Genomic DNA, 16,121 nt, shown 5'->3' on the forward strand with positions numbered 1-16,121 from the left:
AAAGGCATTGGAGAATGCGCGCACTGGTCGTGGTTCGGGAGGCGCCCCGCGGGGTTCGGGTCGAATCGGTGCCGGACCCGGAGACCGCACCCCATCAGGCGCTGGTCAGGGTCAAGGCGGCATCACTGAATTTCGGTGAGATCGCGATGGTGGGCGGGGTGCTACCTCCCGGCATCGAGCGCCCCGCCGAGGGCACCGTGCTCGGCGTGGATGCTGCCGGGGTCGTCGAGCGAGCCGCCGCGGACGGCAGCGGACCACCGGAGGGCACGCCCGTGGTGACGTTCGCATTCGGTGGGGCATGGGCGCAGCTTCGTGCCGTGGACACCGATTCCATCGGGGTGCTGCCCTCCGGTGCCGATCTGATCGCGGCGGCCACGGTGCCCGGTGCAGGCCTGACGGCATTGCGGGCACTGCGCCGGGCCGGGGTGGGTTCCGGTGACCGGGTTCTCGTCACCGGGGCAACCGGCGGTGTCGGTCGGTTCGCGATTCAGTTGGCGCACAACGAGGGTGCTCATGTCATCGCATCGACGTCGCGCCCCGAGGTACACGGGGAACAGCTCCGTGCGCTGGGCGCCGCGGAGGTGGTCGCGACTCCTGTGGCCGCCGACGGACCCTGGAACGCGGTGCTGGACATGGTCGGCGGCGACCAATTGGTCGAGGCGTTCCGCCGCCTCGCCCCCGGCGGCACGCTGGTTGCTGTCGGCCATTCCGCGGAGCAGGCCGAGTCTTTTGCGTTCGGCGATCTCTTCGGTGACGGCCGGCGCCATGACCGCTCACTGGTGACATTCCACCTGTCCGGGTGCGACGGGTTGGGCCCTGACCTCGGCCGGCTGGCCGAAGAGGTCGCAGACGGTCGGGTCGACCCGGGTGTGTCGTGGACGGGCGACTGGTCGAGCATCGATGCCGCCATCGACCTCCTGCTGGGACGGCGATTGCACGGCAAGGCGGTGATCACCATTGACTGACCATGAAGCCCCCGCCCGGCTCTCGGTGAACATACCCACCTCTGGCATCGTTCTCGATGCCGTCATCGCAGGACCCGAACAAGGCCCACTTGCCGTGTTGCTGCACGGCTTTCCGCAGAACAACTCCGAGTGGTCCGACGTCACCGCACTGCTGAACGCCGCAGGCATCCGCACTGTCGCGCCCAACCTGCGCGGCTACTCTCGGGGGGCCCGGCCGAAAGATGTTGCGGCCTATCGTGCTGACACGCTGGCCGGGGACGTGATCGGCCTGCTCGATGCGCTGGATGAGCCGAATTGCCACCTGGTCGCCCATGATTGGGGAGCCACCGTGGGGTGGTTCGCCGCCGGTCTCCACCCGACGCGCATCAGTACCTATACGGCCCTGTCGATCCCACATCCGCTGGCCTACGCACGGGCGCTGCGCAACGACCCGGAACAACGTGAGCGCTCAGCGTATCTCGGGCTGTACCGTCAGGTGGGCGTCGAGAAGCGCCTGCTCGACAACGGGGCGGCCGAACTGCGCACGATGTTCGACGACTCTCGATTGACAGCCGCCGCCATCGACTCCTACATCGAACCGATGCTGGCCGATCCCGGGCTGCTCGTGCATGCGCTGAAGTACTACCAGGCGATGGCGCTGACCAAACCGACCGAACTGGCCGACATCACGATTCCCACGACGTACCTGTGGAGTGCGGACGACTTCGCGGTGGGCCGTGCCGCGGCGCTGGGATGCGCCGCGTTGTGCCGGGCTGACTACCGCTTCAGGGAACTCCGCGGTGTCAGCCACTGGATGCCCGACGAGGCACCGCACGACGTCGCCGGGGAGATCGAGTACCGAATCAGGAGTGGACAGCCGTGACTGACGCACATCAAGCAGCGCACCTGCGAAGTGGCATGCAGGCCTCGCCACTGACTCTCACCGCCTTGGTGCATTCACTGTACGAGCGCACGGGCCGGGCGGAAATCATGACGTGCCGCAACGACAGTGGCGACGTCGAGCGGGTGACCCATCGCGATCTGGGCCGGCAGGTCGGCCGGCTCGCCAACTTCCTGGCCGCTCTCGACATCGGGCGGGGGCGCGGTGTGGCCACACTCCTGTGGAACACCGTCGAACACCTCGAGCTGTATGTCGCGGTACCCGCCATGGGTGCGGTGTTGCACACTCTCAACCCCCGGATGAACAACGCCCAGTTGGCCTTCGTGATCGACGAGGCCGGCGACGACGTGCTGGTGTGCGACAGCGAGTTCGCGCAGCTGGTGCTCGAGGTGCTGCGGTTGTCGAAGCACGTCCACACCGTCGTGTTCGTCGGGGCGGAGGTCGCTGACGAGGTGCTCGACTCACTGCACCGATCTGGTCGGACAACGGCCGGTTACCGAGATCAATTGTCTTCTTGTGACGATGATTTCGCATGGCCTCGACTCGAGGAGAACACTGCGGCGTCCATCTGCTACACCAGCGGCACGACCGGTGATCCGAAGGGTGTCGTCTACAGCCACCGGTCGATCTATCTGCATGCGTTGGCGTCCTGCACGGCCAATTCGGTCGGTATCTCGTCGCGTGATGTGGTGATGCCGTTGGTGCCGATGTTCCATGTCAATGCGTGGGGCCTGCCCTACGCAGCGCTGATGGCGGGCGCGGCGCTGGTCCTGCCGGGCCGGTTCGTGCGGCCACGGACCATCGCCGAACTCGTGACCCGGTGTTCGCCCACGGTATCCGGTGCGGTGCCGACGGTCTGGACCGATCTGCTGGCATGGCTTCGCGAGCACCCCGGCTATCAGCTGGGGTCGTTGCGTCGTGCGCTCTGTGGGGGAGCGTCGGCCGCCCAGGCGCTCGTCGACGCATACCACGACGAATGGGGCGTCTCGCTGACGTGCGCGTGGGGGATGACCGAGACCTCGCCGATCGTGGCGATCGCCGACCCGCCGGGGGACAAGCGACCCACCAACGATGTCGGGCGGGTGAGCTTCGGCATCCGCGCCCGCGTGGTGGAGGAGTCCGGCACGGTGTTGCCCAGCGACGGCCACGCGGTCGGTGAACTCGAGGTCAGCGGTCCCTGGATCGCCGGCCGGTATCTCGGTGGGCGCGGCGGCGACAGCTTCCGCCGGGATGCACAGGGCGGTGAGTGGCTGCGCACCGGTGACCTCGCGACCATCGACGGTGAGGCGCGCGTCGTCATCACCGATCGGTTGAAAGACGTGATCAAGTCGGGCGGGGAGTGGATCAGCTCCGCCACGCTGGAATCAGAGCTGTGTGCCCATCCCGCGGTGGCCGAGGCGGCGGTGATCGGTGTGCCGCATGACCGTTGGGACGAGCGCCCGATTGCCCTGGTGGTCGCGCAACAATCCCGCAGCATCTCTTCGGACGAGCTCCGCGAGTGGCTGGCCGACCGGGTACCTCGGTGGTGGATTCCGGAGCGGGTCATTTCGGTTGCCGCACTGCAACGTACGAGCACCGGAAAAATCGACAAACGAAGTCTGCGCCGGCAGTACTCGCATGCGCCCGAGGTGCAGGTGTGACGGGGCCGGACAGCGCGCTGAAGGCGCGCCCGGATCTACACGGCTCGTTCGGGATGTGCGCGTCCACGCACTGGATCGGCACGGCCACAGCGCAATCGGTGCTGGAGCGCGGCGGTAATGCCTTCGACGCCGCGGTGGCGGCGGCGTTCGTGCTGCACATCGTGGAACCGCACCTCAACGGACCCGGCGGTGACCTGGTGGCCCTGGTTGCGGGCGCCGGCGAGCGTCCCGCAGTGCTCGCCGGGCAGGGCCCGGCACCTGAGCGAGCGACCATCGAACACTTCACCTCCCTCGGGCTCGGCCTGGTGCCCGGCGCCGGGGCATTGGCCGCCGCGGTGCCGGGCGCCGTCGACGCCTGGCTGCTGTTGCTGCGCGACAAGGGCACGTGGCGGCTGGGTGAGGTGCTCGAGTACGCCATCCACTATGCCGCTCATGGGCACCGGATCAGCGCCGCGGCGGCCGGGGTGATCAGCACTGTCACCTCGTTGTTCAGCGACCACTGGCCCACCTCGGCGCAGTGCTGGCTGCCCGACGGCAGGCCGCCGGCGCCGGACCAGGTGGTGGTGAACACCGACTACGCGGTGACGTTGCGCCGGTTGGTGGCCGCCGCGGTGGGCGTGGACCGGGAGGACGAGATCGAGGCCGCCCGGAGAACCTGGCGCAGCGGCTTCGTGGCCGAGGCCATCGAGCGATTCGTCGAGACGACGCCCCATCGGCACTCCAGCGGGGGAGATCATCACGGGGTGCTGCGGACCGCTGACATGGCCAGGTTCCGCGCCACGTGGGAGCCTCCGGTGTCGAACGTCTTCCGCGGGGTAACGGTTTTCAAAGCCGGACCGTGGAGCCAGGGCCCCGTGCTGCTGCAAGCACTGGAAATCCTTGCGGGCTTCGATGATTGCGAGCTCGACCTCGATACTGCGCGCGGAGTTCACCACACCGTCGAGGCCATGAAACTGGCCATGGCCGATCGGGACGCCTACTACGGCAGCGCGGTGGCCTCCGATGTGCTGCCGACCCTGCTGTCGTCCGACTACGGGCGGCATCGACGGCTGCTGATCACCGACACCGCCTCACAAGTCTCGAGGCCGGGGGAGATCGGCTTTCCGGCATACCTCCCGCCGCTTCGAGTCGACGGTGCCGACACCTCAGCCAGCGCGCTGGGCGTCGGAGAACCCACCGTGGAACTGTCGGGCAGCACCCGCGGAGACACGTGCCACATCGACGTTGTCGATCAGTGGGGCAACATGATCTCGGCGACGCCGTCCGGAGGATGGCTGCAATCTTCCCCCACGGTCGCCGGTCTCGGTTTCTGCCTGGGCACCAGACTGCAGATGACGTGGCTCGACCCGGCCAGCCCTTCGGCGCTCCGGCCGGGTGCACGACCGCGAACCACCCTGAGCCCCACCCTGCTCGGCACGGCGGATCAGGTGGTCACCGCACTGGGGACGCCCGGTGGCGACCAGCAGGACCAATGGCAGCTGTGTTATCTGCTGCGCACGCTGGTCGGATCGGCCAGTCCCCAGGAGGCCATCGAGGCGCCCACCTTCCACACCACGAGCTTCGCGCAGAGCTTCTGGCCACGCACCTGGACGCCGGGCGGGTTGGTGATCGAGGACCGGGCCGGCGACGACGTGATCACCGACCTGTCTGCCCGTGGCCACGTGGTGACCCGGGCCGGCAGTTGGACCCTGGGCAGACTCAGTGCCGTGGGTAGGCAACCGCGGGACGCACAATTGTGGGCGGCCGCCAACCCCAGGGGCGCGCAGGGTTATGCCGCCGGCCGGTGACCAAGAACTTCTCACCCATATCCGAAGGAGCACACCATGACCGAGTCCACCACTTCCGCCGAGTTCCCACCCACCCCCGGGGACACCCTCATCTTCGAGAACGACCGGGTCCGCGTCTGGACGATGACCCTCCCGCCCAACGGCATGTTCGATTTCCACCAGCACCACCACGATCACATCGTGATCTGGCCGGACGCCGGCCGAGCCGAGGCACAGGAACTCGGTGATCCCGAGTGGTCGATCAGCCAGACGGCCGAGCGCGGGTTCGTGTTGTTCAAGACAGTCGGTCACAACGAGCCGCTGACGCCGCACCGCATCCGCAACCTCGAGGACCACGAGGTCACCCACTACATCATCGAACTCATCAGCGAGCCCTCGCCGAGCCCCACCGCCCTGCCGTCGGTGACCAATGACCGCGGTCGCCAGATCGACCGCCGCTCCGAATGAATGGCACCGTGACGCGTTCCTCGGCCCACACGGTCGCGATCGCCGGAGCAGCCGGCGGCATCGGTCGTGCCCTCGCGCAGGTGTTGCACCGCCGCGGTGCCGATCTGGTGCTCGGGGATCGTGATCGGAGTGTGCTGCAGACTGTCCGGGCGGAACTCAACGGTGGGAACGGCCGCGTGGAGACCACCGAACTCGATGTCACGTCGACCACCTCCACCGCGGAATTCATCGGGGCTGCAGGCGCTTTGGGCGGGGGCCTGCGCCACCTCGTGGTGGCCTCCGGGGTGTATCCCGAACACGACGTCGCGACCATCACCGACAGCCAATGGCGGCAGACGATGGCGGTGAATCTCGATGGCACCCTGCATCTGGTCCGCGACGCCATCCCGGCACTGAAGCCAGACGGGTCCATCGTGCTGGTGGCATCGATGGCGGCGCACCGCGGCAGCAGGCAGCACGCGGCCTATGCGGCTTCCAAAGGCGCACTGGTGGCGTTCGCGCGAAGCCTCGCATGGGAGCTGGCCCCGCAGGTGCGGGTCAACGTGGTCTCGCCGGGAATCATCGAAACCGCCATGACGGCGCCGCTGATCGCGGCGGAAGGGCAGCATCTGCTGCGCGCAACCCCGCTCGGACGTTTCGGCCGGCCGGCTGAGGTGGCCTCCGTCATCGCCTTCCTCTGCAGTGAGGACGCCGCGTTCGTGACCGGGGAGGTCATCCATGTCAACGGTGGGCTGCACATGGGCTGACCTCCGAGGCCGGGGGTGCAACGCGAAGAAAGGTGGGAACCGTGGCCGTCTGCCGGGTACAGATCCGGTACGCCGATCTCGATACACAGGGGCACGTCAACAACACGGCTCAACTGCAGTACGTAGAGGTCGCCAGGACCCGGGGCTACGTGGACGCGGGACTGTCCTGGCGGCCCATGCAGGTTGTTCGCAGCAATCAGATCGAGTACCTGCGGCCGATTCCGGTGACCGCGGATTCCGTGGACGTCGATCTCCAGGTGGCCGCGGTCGGGCGCACCTCGCACACCGTGACGTTCACGATCCGGGACATTGCGGGCACTGTTTTCTCCACGGGCCGGTGCGTGGTGGTCACGGTCGACGAGCACGGCCGCGCCGCACCCATCCCGGACGCCCTGCGGCGCTCACTCCTGCAGGCGCACGCAGATTCGGGCTCCTGACAGTGAGTTCCTAGGTGCGAACCTGGTGATGTTCCTCGGCCCAGCGCACGGTCGATTCGATGGAGTTGCGGACATGCTCGGTCATCGCGGTCCGTGCGGTATCAGCGTCGTGCTCGCTGATGGCGCGCCCGATTTCGCGATGCTCCTTGACGTTTCGCTCCAACAGTCTGACGCTGTTGGCGTAGGCGACATAGGAGGTGTTGCTCGGGAGTTTGCCGTGGATGAGTTGCAACGTCTCGGCCAGATTCCGGTTGCCGGCGGCCTGCAGGATGATGCTGTGGAACGCCTCGTTGGCTTCCGCCCACCGTTGGGCATCGCCGCGCGACCGGCCCGACGATCTGTCCTTCGGTGAGCGGGCGGCTATCCGCGCGGCGATCTTCTCGTAGTCCTCGAGGGACGCGAGCATGGTCTCGGCCTGCAGGTCCGTGATCCTCTCGGCCGCGAGTTCGGCGGCCAGTCCCTCGAGGGTGGCACGGACGTCACCGAGCTCGCGGATATCGCGTGCAGACAGTCCGTTGACCTGTGCGCCTCGATTACGCTCGATGGTCACGATCCCGCGCGACGCCAACACCAGGAGTGCTTCGCGGACCGGGGTGCGGCTGGTTCCGTATTCTTCGGCGAGCGCGCCGTGCCGCAGCCAGGAGCCGACCTCGATCTCGCCGGTGAGAATACGATGCTGAAGCGACGAGACGATGTGGTCGGCAGCTGGCCTGTCTGTCTCGCTGGTCATGACGCTCATTCCTTGTGAACCTGCACTCCGGTCGAACCTGATTGCATTTTATGGGCAAGATGTCGAATGCGGTCAACGCATCGCCCAGAGAGCTAGCGGTGTTGACCGGGTGCCACGAAACCGTAAGCGGTGCTGCAGCGGTCGAGGAAGGGTGCATACGGGTAGGCCGGTGGGCGAACCGTCGCCGAAGCGATGATGCCCTGCCGCCGCCAATGCTCTTTGCGGATCGCGATGCTGGTCTTTGCCTGAACCTCGAAATTGATCAGCGGCGCGATCCCGGCCATGGCGGTTCGGGCCCCCGCGGCGTTACCGGCCGACCACTGGGTCAGCGCCTCACGTACCACTTCCGGCCGCGAGATGCCGCAAGCCACCGAGGTGGCGCCGCATTCGAGTTCGTCGATCAGGCTCAGGCCGCCGAGCCCGGCCATGCACGGTGCCCCGGTATTCTCCGTGAGGTGATGGATACGCCAGAAAGTCGGCGGCGCTTCGCATTTGATTGCAGTGATGAACGGCATTCCGCGGACCGCCGATTCGAGTTCGGTGATCTCGATGGTGACACCGCTGGCGGCGGGATAATCCTGTATCACCAGCGAAACGCCGGTGTGCTCATGAATTTCGCTCCATTGCGCGCGCAGTGTTCCCGAATCGGGCTCGGTCACGGGGATCAGGACCGCTACCTCCCGGCCGCCGCCGATGCGGGACACCTGCTCCGCTTCGCGCAACCGGTCGCGGTGCGTAGGCCCGTTGAGCCCGACGCACAGCGGGAGATCTCCTGAGGCGGCCGCGATGGTCTCCAGCGCAGCGGCGCGCTCGCGGGCCGACAGTGAATGCGGTTCGGCGATGACTCCCATGGCCACGAGCCCGGTCACGCCGCGGCGGATGAGTTCTGCCACCAGTGCGGCCAGCGAGTCGTGATCGATTCTCTGCCCGTCCGGTGTGAACGGAGTCGGCAGCATGCCCCAGATATCGACGGCTGTCATCGCGCCGCCGCGTATCGGTGCCCGATCACGGTGACGGCTGCTGTCAGCGCCGCCGCCACGGCGAGACTGGTCGCCACACCGAATCGAAGCAGGACCGCGCCAGCGCAAGCGCCGAGGAGAATCATTGCCACCGAGGCGATTCGACGCTTCCACAGGTCCTTGGCGGAGTCGGGGTGTCTGAAGTCGGCGGCGAGCCCGGTCAGAGCGGACGTCACCACCACTGTCGTGACATCTTTGACCCCGACGTGGCGTGCGCCCGCGGCCTGCAATCCCAGGGCGGCCGCCAGGAACCCCGCGGCGATCATCGCCGTCGGCTGCGCCGTCACCTCGGAGAGCGCCGACCAGACAGCGACCGCCGCCAGCATCGCGGCGACCGTCGCGAACAGTGCGCTCACCGGGGGAGGCCAGCCTTCGGGATGACGGCGCACGATGCGGCCGCCGATCCCGGCGGCAGCGACAAACGTGACCAAGGCGATGAGGGGCCCGGCGATCGGCAGACCGTCGGCTTGGCCGATCGCCATCCCGAGGATGATGACATTGCCCGTCATGTTGCCGACGAAAACCCGGTCCAAGGCGAGGAAACCCACGGCGTCGCAGAGCCCGGCGGAGAACGTCAGCACCAACATGGTCGCGGGTAAGGGGATGCGCATCGGTTCAGTCGATCGTGATCACGGCTTTGCCGCTGAGGCGGCGCCCCAGTAGCGCGTCGATCGCCTGATCGACGTCTCGCCAGGACTGTTGCCAGGTCACGCGGGGGTCGAGGCTGCCGTCGTGGACCTTGCCCGCAAGCCAGGAGAGCCCTTGGCCCAAGTCGGTGCAGCCGGTCAGGTGAAACGACGTTATCGACCGGTTGTGTCGGCCGCCGTCACCGAAAAGATCGCCGAAGGCGAAGGATTCGCCGACGTCGGAGGAATGTCCGACGGCCACCAGGGTGCCGTTCTGCGCGAGCTTGCGGTAGGCCGCCACCAACTGCGGGCCACCCACCATGTCCAGCACACAATCCACCGGCACGGTCACCGACTCGGGCCCGGCAACGACCTGGTCTGCGCCGATGGCGCGTAGGGCCGCCTCGTGACGCTGTACGTTCGTGGTCGAGGCGATGACCTGTGCGCCGGCCATCTTGGCGAGCTGGATGGCAAAACCCGAGACGCCGCCACTGGCGCCCGTGATCAGCACCGTGGACCCCAGCCCCGCTCCGGCGCGCTGGAGCGCGCGTAGCGCGGTGAGTCCGGCCACCGGGATCGCACTGGCCTTCACGGTATCGGCGTCGGCGGGCAGGACCCCCAGGGAATCGGTCGACACAGCCCGCAGTTCGGCCCAGCCACCACCGGGCCCGAAACAGACGACTGGGGTGCCGATCTTGGGGCCGGAGCCGTCCGCGGCTTCCTGCACGACGTGGCCGGCGGTGTCGAATCCCAGCACAAGCCCGTCTGCCGGCCGCTCGATTCCCGAGCCCGGCTTCAGTCCACCCGCGACGGTCGCCACTTCGCCATAGTTCAAGGCAGCTGCGGTGACCCGGATGAGCACCTGGTCGGGCAGCGGCACCGGGTCCTCGTGCTCACCGAGTCGGAGTCCTCGGGGGGCCTTCGAGTCGGTCAACAGTGCCTTCATATGTGTACCTCCGTGTCTGGGGCGGGGCAGAGCGGTCTTCGGACGTACGCTAACAGTTCGTCATGCAATAGAGCAAAAATAGGATGCAATTTTTGGAGGCAACATGCCTGTTCGGGACCGGTGCGCGGGGATCGATGGAGTTGGTCGTATTGCATCCGATCTTTACGGCCTTGCATCTGTCGGATACGCTGGCGCTACCCGACCTGTGCCGTGGGCGATCGTTTGGCCCGGGCGCTCCGCGGATCGCCCCGGCGGGAGTTCCCGGCTTCAAAAACGATGAGTGCCACGAGCATTCGCTGCGAAAGGGATCTGATCATGTCTTCGTTCGAGTCCAAGGTGGCTCTCGTCACCGGCGCCGGCCGCGGAATGGGCCGCGAGATCGCCCTCGAGTTCGCTCGTCGAGGTGGTGATCTGATCATCTGCGATATCGGACACGACCTCCCGGCCATCCCGTACCCGCTGTCCACCGAGGCCGAGCTGTTGGAGACCAAGGAACTGGTGGAACAACTGGGACGGCGATGTGTCGCCCAGCTCGCCGACGTCCGAGACCAGGCTGCTCTTGACGCGCTGGTGGCCGCAGGAGTCCAGGAGTTCGGCCGTATCGACGTTCTTGCGGCGAACGCCGGGGTGTACGACTGGTCGCCGCACCCACTCTGGGAGACCTCGGATGAAGCCTGGAATATCCAGATCGGGGTCTGCCTCGAGGGAGTGTGGCGCAGCGCGAAAGCAGTGGCACCGCAGATGATCAGCCAAGGGCGCGGCGGCGCGATGGTGTTCACCTCGTCCAATGTCGGCGCGGAAGGCGCCAAGTTCTCGGCACCGTATGTCGCCGCCAAACACGGCGTGATCGGGCTCATGCGGACCGCTGCGCTCGAGCTGGGGGAGAAGGGCATCCGGGTCAACGCCGTGCTGCCCAGCACCACCGACACCAAGATCAACGATCATCCCGCTGGATGGCGCACTGCCAGCGGCAAACCCGACGGCGGCCGGGAGGACTATCTGCACGCAGTCCATCAGTGGAACGTGCTTCCCAACACCACCGCGCTTCCGCCGCGGGCAACCGCGCAAGCGGTTGTGTGGTTGGCCTCGGACGCCGCAAGCCACATCACCGGGGTCGGATTACCGGTCGACGCAGGGCATCTGGCCTTGCCCGGTTTCAATCCCTGGCCGATCCGCGACTGAACCCACAAGATCCAGAACTGAGGAGTCCCTCACCGTGACCGACAATCGCACCGGCCCGTTCTGGGCCGACAATCCCTTCTGGTCGTCGCTGCTGCTTCGGCTCAGCGCACTGTCCTATCGGCGCGGCGCCGACCTGACCGAAGTCTCAGCCATCGCGTCGACCGTCGAGTCGGGCGACAAGGAGCAGTGGTACCGGGCTTTCACCGCGGCGGCCTCGCGATTGGAGGCGGCGGCGTCTGATCGGGACCGACCCACCCTGGCACGGCGCGACGTGCTCTGGCGCGCAACGATGTACCACCGTTACGCCGGCGCACTGCTGTCTCCGCTGGACCCGCGCGCGAGCGACGCTGTGGCAGCGCGGCGACGAGCGTTCGGAGAAGCGGCGGCGCTGCACCCGCCCGGTATCGAACCCGTCGAAGTGCCCTACAGCGGCAACCTCCTTCCGGGCTGGCTGTGTGCCGGCGATCGTCGAGACGTGCAACAGCCTGCGCCCCTCGTCATCGTGGTGGGGGGTACCGACGGCTCGGCCGAGGAGATGTACTTCGCCGTCGGCAGCGCGCTCACCGAGCAGGGCTACACGGTCTTGACCTTTGACGGCCCCGGCCAAGGTGAAGCGCTGCGGCGCGGGATAACCGCCCAGCCTGATTTCGAGTCCGTCATCTCGGCGGTCATTGATCATGTGGCGGCCCGGCCGGACATCGATGAAACCCGGATCGGACTGGTGGGGCACAGCCTCGGCGGGTTGTATGCGCTGCGCGCTGCCGCGTTCGAACCACGCTTGCGCTCCACGGTCATCAGTAGCGCGCCCGAGGCGCTCCATGAAATCTTCACCGGCCCGGACGTGGTCTCGGAATCGGAAGATCCCGTGCTGAACTTCCTGCAGACCATGTTTCTGGCTGTCACCGGATCGGGCACGGTTCCGCAGGCAGTCGATCGGCTCACGGAGTTCCAGTTGGGCGAGCTGCCAAGCAAAATCGACGGCCCGCTGCTGGCTCTCTACGGGGGTGACGACGGGATGGTCGATGTCGGCGTCGGGGAACGACTGATCGCCGAGGCCGCTTCGAGCGACAAACGTCTGGTGGTCTATCCCTCCGGAGCGCCGGGAAGCTACCACTGCCAACAGGATTCACCGGCCGCAGCCGAGCTCGAGGTCAGCTCCTGGATCCACCGGACCGTGTAGACCGCGCAAACGGTATACGGTTGGGCGCAAGGGGCTTCGGTGCGAAGCGCGAAAAGCGCCCTCGCAGCTGACGTCAGCGCACTCCGTAGAACGCGAGTTGCAGAACCGCGTCGATGTGCTTGGGTTCGATGGGCATTCCATGCAACAGTCGGTACTCGATGAACCCGTAAAGTACGTCGCGCAGCGTCACCACGTCGGCGTCCGCCCGGATCTCACCCCGGTCTTGAGCCAGGGCGGCCCGCGCGCTGAACTGCGTGATGCTGGGTTCGATGATCTGGTCGAAGACGGCTTGCATCAGATCGGGGTCGGACTGGCAGGCGGCCACCAGCCCCTGATAGGCCGGTCCGAAGCCGGTCATGGTGACGACCTCGAGGATTTCGTTCAACTGGGTCCTCAGGTCGGCGATGATGTCGCCGGTGTCGGGGAATGCGACCACGGGATCCAGGCTCTGGATCGCGGCTTCGAGGATCACTGCGCCTTTGGAGGGCCACCAGCGGTAGATCGTCTGCTTGCCCACGCATGCCCGCCGAGCGATCGCCTCGATGGAGACATTCTCATACCCGACCTCGCCGATCAGCGAGATGCACGCCTCGAGGATGGCGCGACGTGAGTGCTCGTTGCGCCGTCCCGGGTCCGGCGGGTTGGCAGGCATGCGAAAACCCTAGGAGATGCCCCCACGCAATCCAAGCGAGGCGGTTCGCCTTGACGCGAGACGAACCGCCTCGTATCGTACGGGCAGTGGTCTGCCCGGTACCGGCCACCCCTGTCACGCAATGGTTCGTCATTCGCTGTCCGATCTGCCTGCCGAAGGAGAATCCCAGGATGACCACAACCGAGAAACCGGCATGACCAGTTCCCCCGCGGGCAACGGATGGCCGGCATTGCGCGTAGACGACTGGGAGACGACGCGCAGAACGTTGCACATGTGGACCCAGATCGTGGGCAAGGTGCGGTTGGCTTACGCGCCGCTGCTCAATCATTGGTGGCAGGCACCGCTGTATGTCTCACCACGAGGGTTGACGACGTCGGCTATTCCGGTGGGCACGCGGCTTTTCGACATGGAGTTCGACTTCATCGACCACGTTCTGGCGGTGCGGGTGAGCGATGGGGGCTCCGACCATCTGGAGTTGCGCGACAGGTCCGTGGCGCAGTTCCATGACGACACGATCTCGATGCTCGACCGCCTGGGTATCGCGGTGCGAATCTCCAAGCACCCCAACGAGGTCGATCCTGCCATCCCGTTCGCCGAGGATGAGCACGTGGGCTACGACCCCGCTGCCGCCAACACATTCTGGCAGCAGTTGGTGCAAGCCGATCGGGTGATCGGACGGTTCCGTTCCCGGTACCTCGGCAAAGTCAGTCCCGTGCACTTCTTCTGGGGCTCATTCGATTTGGCGTGCAGCCGATTCTCCGGCCGCGTCGCGCCCCCTCATCCCGGAGGGACGCCGAACTGCGGCGACTGGGTCATGGTCGAGGCCTACTCACACGAACTGAGCAGCTGCGGCTTCTGGCCCGGTGGCGGAGAAGAAGGCGCGTTCTACTCCTACGCTTACCCCGAACCGGACGGATACGCCGATTACGCCGGGCGGCCGGAAGGAACCTTCTACCACACCGAACTGCGTCAATACCTGCTGCCGTATGAAACTGCGCGCACGGCACAGGATCCGGATCGGTGCGTGATGGACTTCCTCGAGTTCACCTACAGCGCGGCCGCCGAACTGGCGGGCTGGGACCGTGATTCGTTGGAGATCGACCCCCACCGCTGGGCGGCGAAGGCGAGATAGTCGACATCGCAGAGCTGTGGCCACGCCGGGGAAACCGAACCGGCGAGATCTGGCCGATCTTGCGAAAGCCGGTGCCACCTTCGACGGTTGTCGCACAACAGGCTGTGCCACTTGGAGATTCATCGGTGTCATTGCTTTCACCCGACGGCATCAAAGACCGTTAGAACGGGCGCGGGCGAGAGCATCGGCGCGGCGCTCCCGTAGAGGGTCGGTAAGCGAAAGTTCAGCGGCGCAGCGAATTCCGGCCCGCGATGTCTGATCAGTCCTCGTCAGGATGGACGAGGGTCGGCTGAGTCGCTCTGACCGGAGGGGTGAAACCATCCGTGCCGGTGGGGGCCGGGGCTTTTTCGGTCGGGCTCACCGTCGGCTGTGTCGTGGTGGTTGTGGTCGTGGTGGTTGTGGTCGACTCTTCAGGGGTATCGCTTTCGCTGCTGCACGCCGCGGTGAGCCCGAGCAGTGCGAGGATGGCGCCGGCACCGATCGCTGCCGACATGCGGTGACCCAGGCGGGTGGAGGGCTGCTCGACATGGGGCATGGGGAGTCTCCTTCGGCGTGAAACGAACGATTGCATGGTGGGCCGTAGGGCTCTCACGGGTGATCTCGACAATACGAGTCGGTCCGTCTCGAGTCAAGACGGAACGGTCCGTATCGTGTCGCGTGAGTCCGCCGGACGCTTTTCACTCGGGTGAGCAGCGGAGTGCCATGGCCGCCGTGCCAGTCCTCGCCGCGAATATCACCGTGGGCGTTCGCTCTCAGTGGCCGATCTCCGCGCCGTCGTTGCGGTCGCCGGCCGACACAGCACCGACGTAAATCATGAGTCGGTGTGCAAGGTGAAAGTGGCCATCCACTGGTCGGCGGCGGCCCGTGGGGTGAGTTCGCCGTCGAGGACCTGCCGGCGCAGCTCGGCCAGTCCTGTCGACCCGGCCATGGTGTCACGGAGCAGCGTGATGACGCGCTGCTCTATCGCGCGGATGAGCTCATCGCTCTGTTGCTCCTGACGCCGCTGCCGACGCCGCCCGGAATCACGGTCGCGCTCATCGAAGCCGCGCAACGTCGTCCACAGCGCGTCCACGCCCTCGCCGGTGAGCGCGACGGTGCAGCACACCGGAGGCATGTCGGCATGTGTGTGGCCGGCGCCGACGGCCAGCGCCTGCTTGAGATCGCGCACGAAGGAATGGGTCTCGGGGCGATCGGCCATGTTGACGACAAACAGGTCGCCGATCTCCATGATGCCGGCCTTGTTCATCTGCATGGTGTCGCCGAGCCCGGGCACCAGCACGACCGCCACCGTATCGGCGACCGTCAGCACGTCGAGTTCCACCTGGCCGACGCCCACCGTTTCGACGATGATGATGTCATATCCGGCTGCCGCAAGCACTTTCACCGCACCCCGAGCGGCGCGGGCCAGCCCGGTGGTGGAACCGCGGGTGCCCATGCTGCGGATGAAGATCCCCGGATCCTGGGCGTGTGAGGACATCCGCACCCGGTCGCCGAGCACCGCACCTCCGGTCAGGTGGCTCGAGGGGTCGATCGCCAGGATTGCCACCGTGCGACCCTCGGCGCGGATCTCGCGCGCCAACACGTCGACCAGTGTGCTCTTACCCGAGCCGGGGCTGCCGGTGATACCGATGATCTGGGAGTTGCCGTCGCATGGCAGGTCCGCTCCTTCACCACGCTCGACCTGACTGATCAGCCGCGCTACGGCGCGCTCGGATGTCAGCATCGGGGCGGCAGCCTGACCGCGCCGTCGAG

The 16,121-nt window shown here is 66.7% G+C and carries 17 protein-coding genes; 10 read left to right on the forward strand and 7 right to left on the reverse strand.

What is annotated here, in order from left to right:
- The first annotated feature begins 14 nt into the window (after nt 1-14).
- The 7 genes from NL241_RS09810 to NL241_RS09840 are packed head-to-tail and all read left to right on the forward strand — an operon-like array spanning nt 15 to nt 6,902.
- Nucleotides 15-965 carry a zinc-binding dehydrogenase gene (locus tag NL241_RS09810; RefSeq protein ID WP_494397413.1) on the forward strand — a complete coding sequence of 317 codons (951 nt, stop codon included), beginning with the start codon at nt 15-17 and terminating at the stop codon, nt 963-965.
- Nucleotides 958-1,827 carry an alpha/beta fold hydrolase gene (locus tag NL241_RS09815; protein ID WP_494397414.1) on the forward strand — a complete coding sequence of 290 codons (870 nt, stop codon included), beginning with the start codon at nt 958-960 and terminating at the stop codon, nt 1,825-1,827. The genes NL241_RS09810 and NL241_RS09815 overlap by 8 nt, the downstream gene beginning before the upstream one ends.
- Entirely contained in the window at nt 1,824-3,485 is a 1,662-nt protein-coding gene (locus NL241_RS09820) for a long-chain-fatty-acid--CoA ligase (protein ID WP_494397415.1), read from the forward strand. Before NL241_RS09815 ends, NL241_RS09820 begins: the two co-directional genes overlap by 4 nt.
- On the forward strand, nt 3,482-5,272 hold the full coding sequence (locus NL241_RS09825) for a gamma-glutamyltransferase family protein (RefSeq protein WP_494397416.1): 1,791 nt from the start codon (nt 3,482-3,484) through the stop codon (nt 5,270-5,272). Before NL241_RS09820 ends, NL241_RS09825 begins: the two co-directional genes overlap by 4 nt.
- Before the next feature lie 36 nt (nt 5,273-5,308).
- A complete protein-coding gene (locus NL241_RS09830; RefSeq protein ID WP_494397417.1) occupies nt 5,309-5,719 on the forward strand; it encodes a hypothetical protein in 411 nt (136 codons plus the stop codon).
- Nucleotides 5,720-5,727: 8 nt separating this feature from the next.
- Nucleotides 5,728-6,465: an SDR family NAD(P)-dependent oxidoreductase gene (locus tag NL241_RS09835; protein WP_487691319.1), complete on the forward strand. Its 738-nt coding sequence runs from the start codon at nt 5,728-5,730 to the stop codon at nt 6,463-6,465.
- Nucleotides 6,466-6,506: 41 nt separating this feature from the next.
- Complete coding sequence (locus NL241_RS09840; protein ID WP_487691321.1) at nt 6,507-6,902, forward strand: acyl-CoA thioesterase; 396 nt, start codon at nt 6,507-6,509, stop codon at nt 6,900-6,902.
- A gap of 10 nt (nt 6,903-6,912) precedes the next feature.
- Here NL241_RS09840 and NL241_RS09845 read toward each other — a convergent pair whose 3' ends face one another.
- The 4 genes from NL241_RS09845 to NL241_RS09860 all read right to left on the reverse strand — a co-directional run bounded on the left by NL241_RS09845 (nt 6,913) and on the right by NL241_RS09860 (nt 10,223).
- A complete protein-coding gene (locus tag NL241_RS09845; RefSeq protein ID WP_487691323.1) occupies nt 6,913-7,632 on the reverse strand; it encodes a GntR family transcriptional regulator in 720 nt (239 codons plus the stop codon).
- A gap of 92 nt (nt 7,633-7,724) precedes the next feature.
- Nucleotides 7,725-8,612, reverse strand: coding sequence for a dihydrodipicolinate synthase family protein (locus tag NL241_RS09850; protein WP_494397418.1), 888 nt, complete (start codon nt 8,610-8,612; stop codon nt 7,725-7,727).
- Nucleotides 8,609-9,262 (reverse strand): YoaK family protein, encoded by a 654-nt coding sequence (locus NL241_RS09855; RefSeq protein WP_487691327.1) that lies wholly within the window; start codon nt 9,260-9,262, stop codon nt 8,609-8,611. The genes NL241_RS09850 and NL241_RS09855 overlap by 4 nt, the downstream gene beginning before the upstream one ends.
- A gap of 4 nt (nt 9,263-9,266) precedes the next feature.
- Nucleotides 9,267-10,223 (reverse strand): zinc-binding dehydrogenase, encoded by a 957-nt coding sequence (locus NL241_RS09860; RefSeq protein WP_487691329.1) that lies wholly within the window; start codon nt 10,221-10,223, stop codon nt 9,267-9,269.
- Nucleotides 10,224-10,538: 315 nt separating this feature from the next.
- On the opposite strand from NL241_RS09860, the gene NL241_RS09865 reads away from it, so the two are divergent.
- Nucleotides 10,539-11,405 (forward strand): mycofactocin-coupled SDR family oxidoreductase, encoded by an 867-nt coding sequence (locus NL241_RS09865; RefSeq protein ID WP_494397419.1) that lies wholly within the window; start codon nt 10,539-10,541, stop codon nt 11,403-11,405.
- 34 nt (nt 11,406-11,439) lie between these two features.
- Nucleotides 11,440-12,585 (forward strand): alpha/beta hydrolase family protein, encoded by a 1,146-nt coding sequence (locus NL241_RS09870; protein ID WP_494397420.1) that lies wholly within the window; start codon nt 11,440-11,442, stop codon nt 12,583-12,585.
- 73 nt (nt 12,586-12,658) lie between these two features.
- Here NL241_RS09870 and NL241_RS09875 read toward each other — a convergent pair whose 3' ends face one another.
- Nucleotides 12,659-13,237: a TetR/AcrR family transcriptional regulator gene (locus tag NL241_RS09875; protein WP_487691335.1), complete on the reverse strand. Its 579-nt coding sequence runs from the start codon at nt 13,235-13,237 to the stop codon at nt 12,659-12,661.
- A 193-nt stretch (nt 13,238-13,430) separates the two neighbouring features.
- Here NL241_RS09875 and NL241_RS09880 point away from each other — a divergent pair, with 193 nt between their 5' ends.
- A complete protein-coding gene (locus tag NL241_RS09880; protein ID WP_494397421.1) occupies nt 13,431-14,369 on the forward strand; it encodes a DUF5996 family protein in 939 nt (312 codons plus the stop codon).
- Nucleotides 14,370-14,628: 259 nt separating this feature from the next.
- Here NL241_RS09880 and NL241_RS09885 read toward each other — a convergent pair whose 3' ends face one another.
- Nucleotides 14,629-14,904 carry a hypothetical protein gene (locus tag NL241_RS09885; RefSeq protein WP_494397422.1) on the reverse strand — a complete coding sequence of 92 codons (276 nt, stop codon included), beginning with the start codon at nt 14,902-14,904 and terminating at the stop codon, nt 14,629-14,631.
- A gap of 276 nt (nt 14,905-15,180) precedes the next feature.
- Nucleotides 15,181-16,092 (reverse strand): methylmalonyl Co-A mutase-associated GTPase MeaB, encoded by a 912-nt coding sequence (gene meaB, locus NL241_RS09890; RefSeq protein WP_494397423.1) that lies wholly within the window; start codon nt 16,090-16,092, stop codon nt 15,181-15,183.
- Nucleotides 16,093-16,121 lie beyond the last annotated feature (29 nt).

Source organism: Mycolicibacterium sp. SMGY-1XX (assembly GCF_059132455.1).

What these genes read in the sequence shown, in the direction of transcription:
- NL241_RS09885 (WP_494397422.1), bottom strand. Translation starts at nt 14,904, where the DNA reads ATGCCCCATGTCGAGCAGCCCTCCACCCGCCTGGGTCACCGCATGTCG.
- NL241_RS09845 (WP_487691323.1), bottom strand. Translation starts at nt 7,632, where the DNA reads ATGACCAGCGAGACAGACAGGCCAGCTGCCGACCACATCGTCTCGTCG.
- NL241_RS09865 (WP_494397419.1), top strand. Translation starts at nt 10,539, where the DNA reads ATGTCTTCGTTCGAGTCCAAGGTGGCTCTCGTCACCGGCGCCGGCCGC.
- meaB (WP_494397423.1), bottom strand. Translation starts at nt 16,092, where the DNA reads ATGCTGACATCCGAGCGCGCCGTAGCGCGGCTGATCAGTCAGGTCGAG.
- NL241_RS09830 (WP_494397417.1), top strand. Translation starts at nt 5,309, where the DNA reads ATGACCGAGTCCACCACTTCCGCCGAGTTCCCACCCACCCCCGGGGAC.
- NL241_RS09850 (WP_494397418.1), bottom strand. Translation starts at nt 8,612, where the DNA reads ATGACAGCCGTCGATATCTGGGGCATGCTGCCGACTCCGTTCACACCG.
- NL241_RS09875 (WP_487691335.1), bottom strand. Translation starts at nt 13,237, where the DNA reads ATGCCTGCCAACCCGCCGGACCCGGGACGGCGCAACGAGCACTCACGT.
- NL241_RS09860 (WP_487691329.1), bottom strand. Translation starts at nt 10,223, where the DNA reads ATGAAGGCACTGTTGACCGACTCGAAGGCCCCCCGAGGACTCCGACTC.
- NL241_RS09880 (WP_494397421.1), top strand. Translation starts at nt 13,431, where the DNA reads ATGACCAGTTCCCCCGCGGGCAACGGATGGCCGGCATTGCGCGTAGAC.
- NL241_RS09810 (WP_494397413.1), top strand. Translation starts at nt 15, where the DNA reads ATGCGCGCACTGGTCGTGGTTCGGGAGGCGCCCCGCGGGGTTCGGGTC.
- NL241_RS09855 (WP_487691327.1), bottom strand. Translation starts at nt 9,262, where the DNA reads ATGCGCATCCCCTTACCCGCGACCATGTTGGTGCTGACGTTCTCCGCC.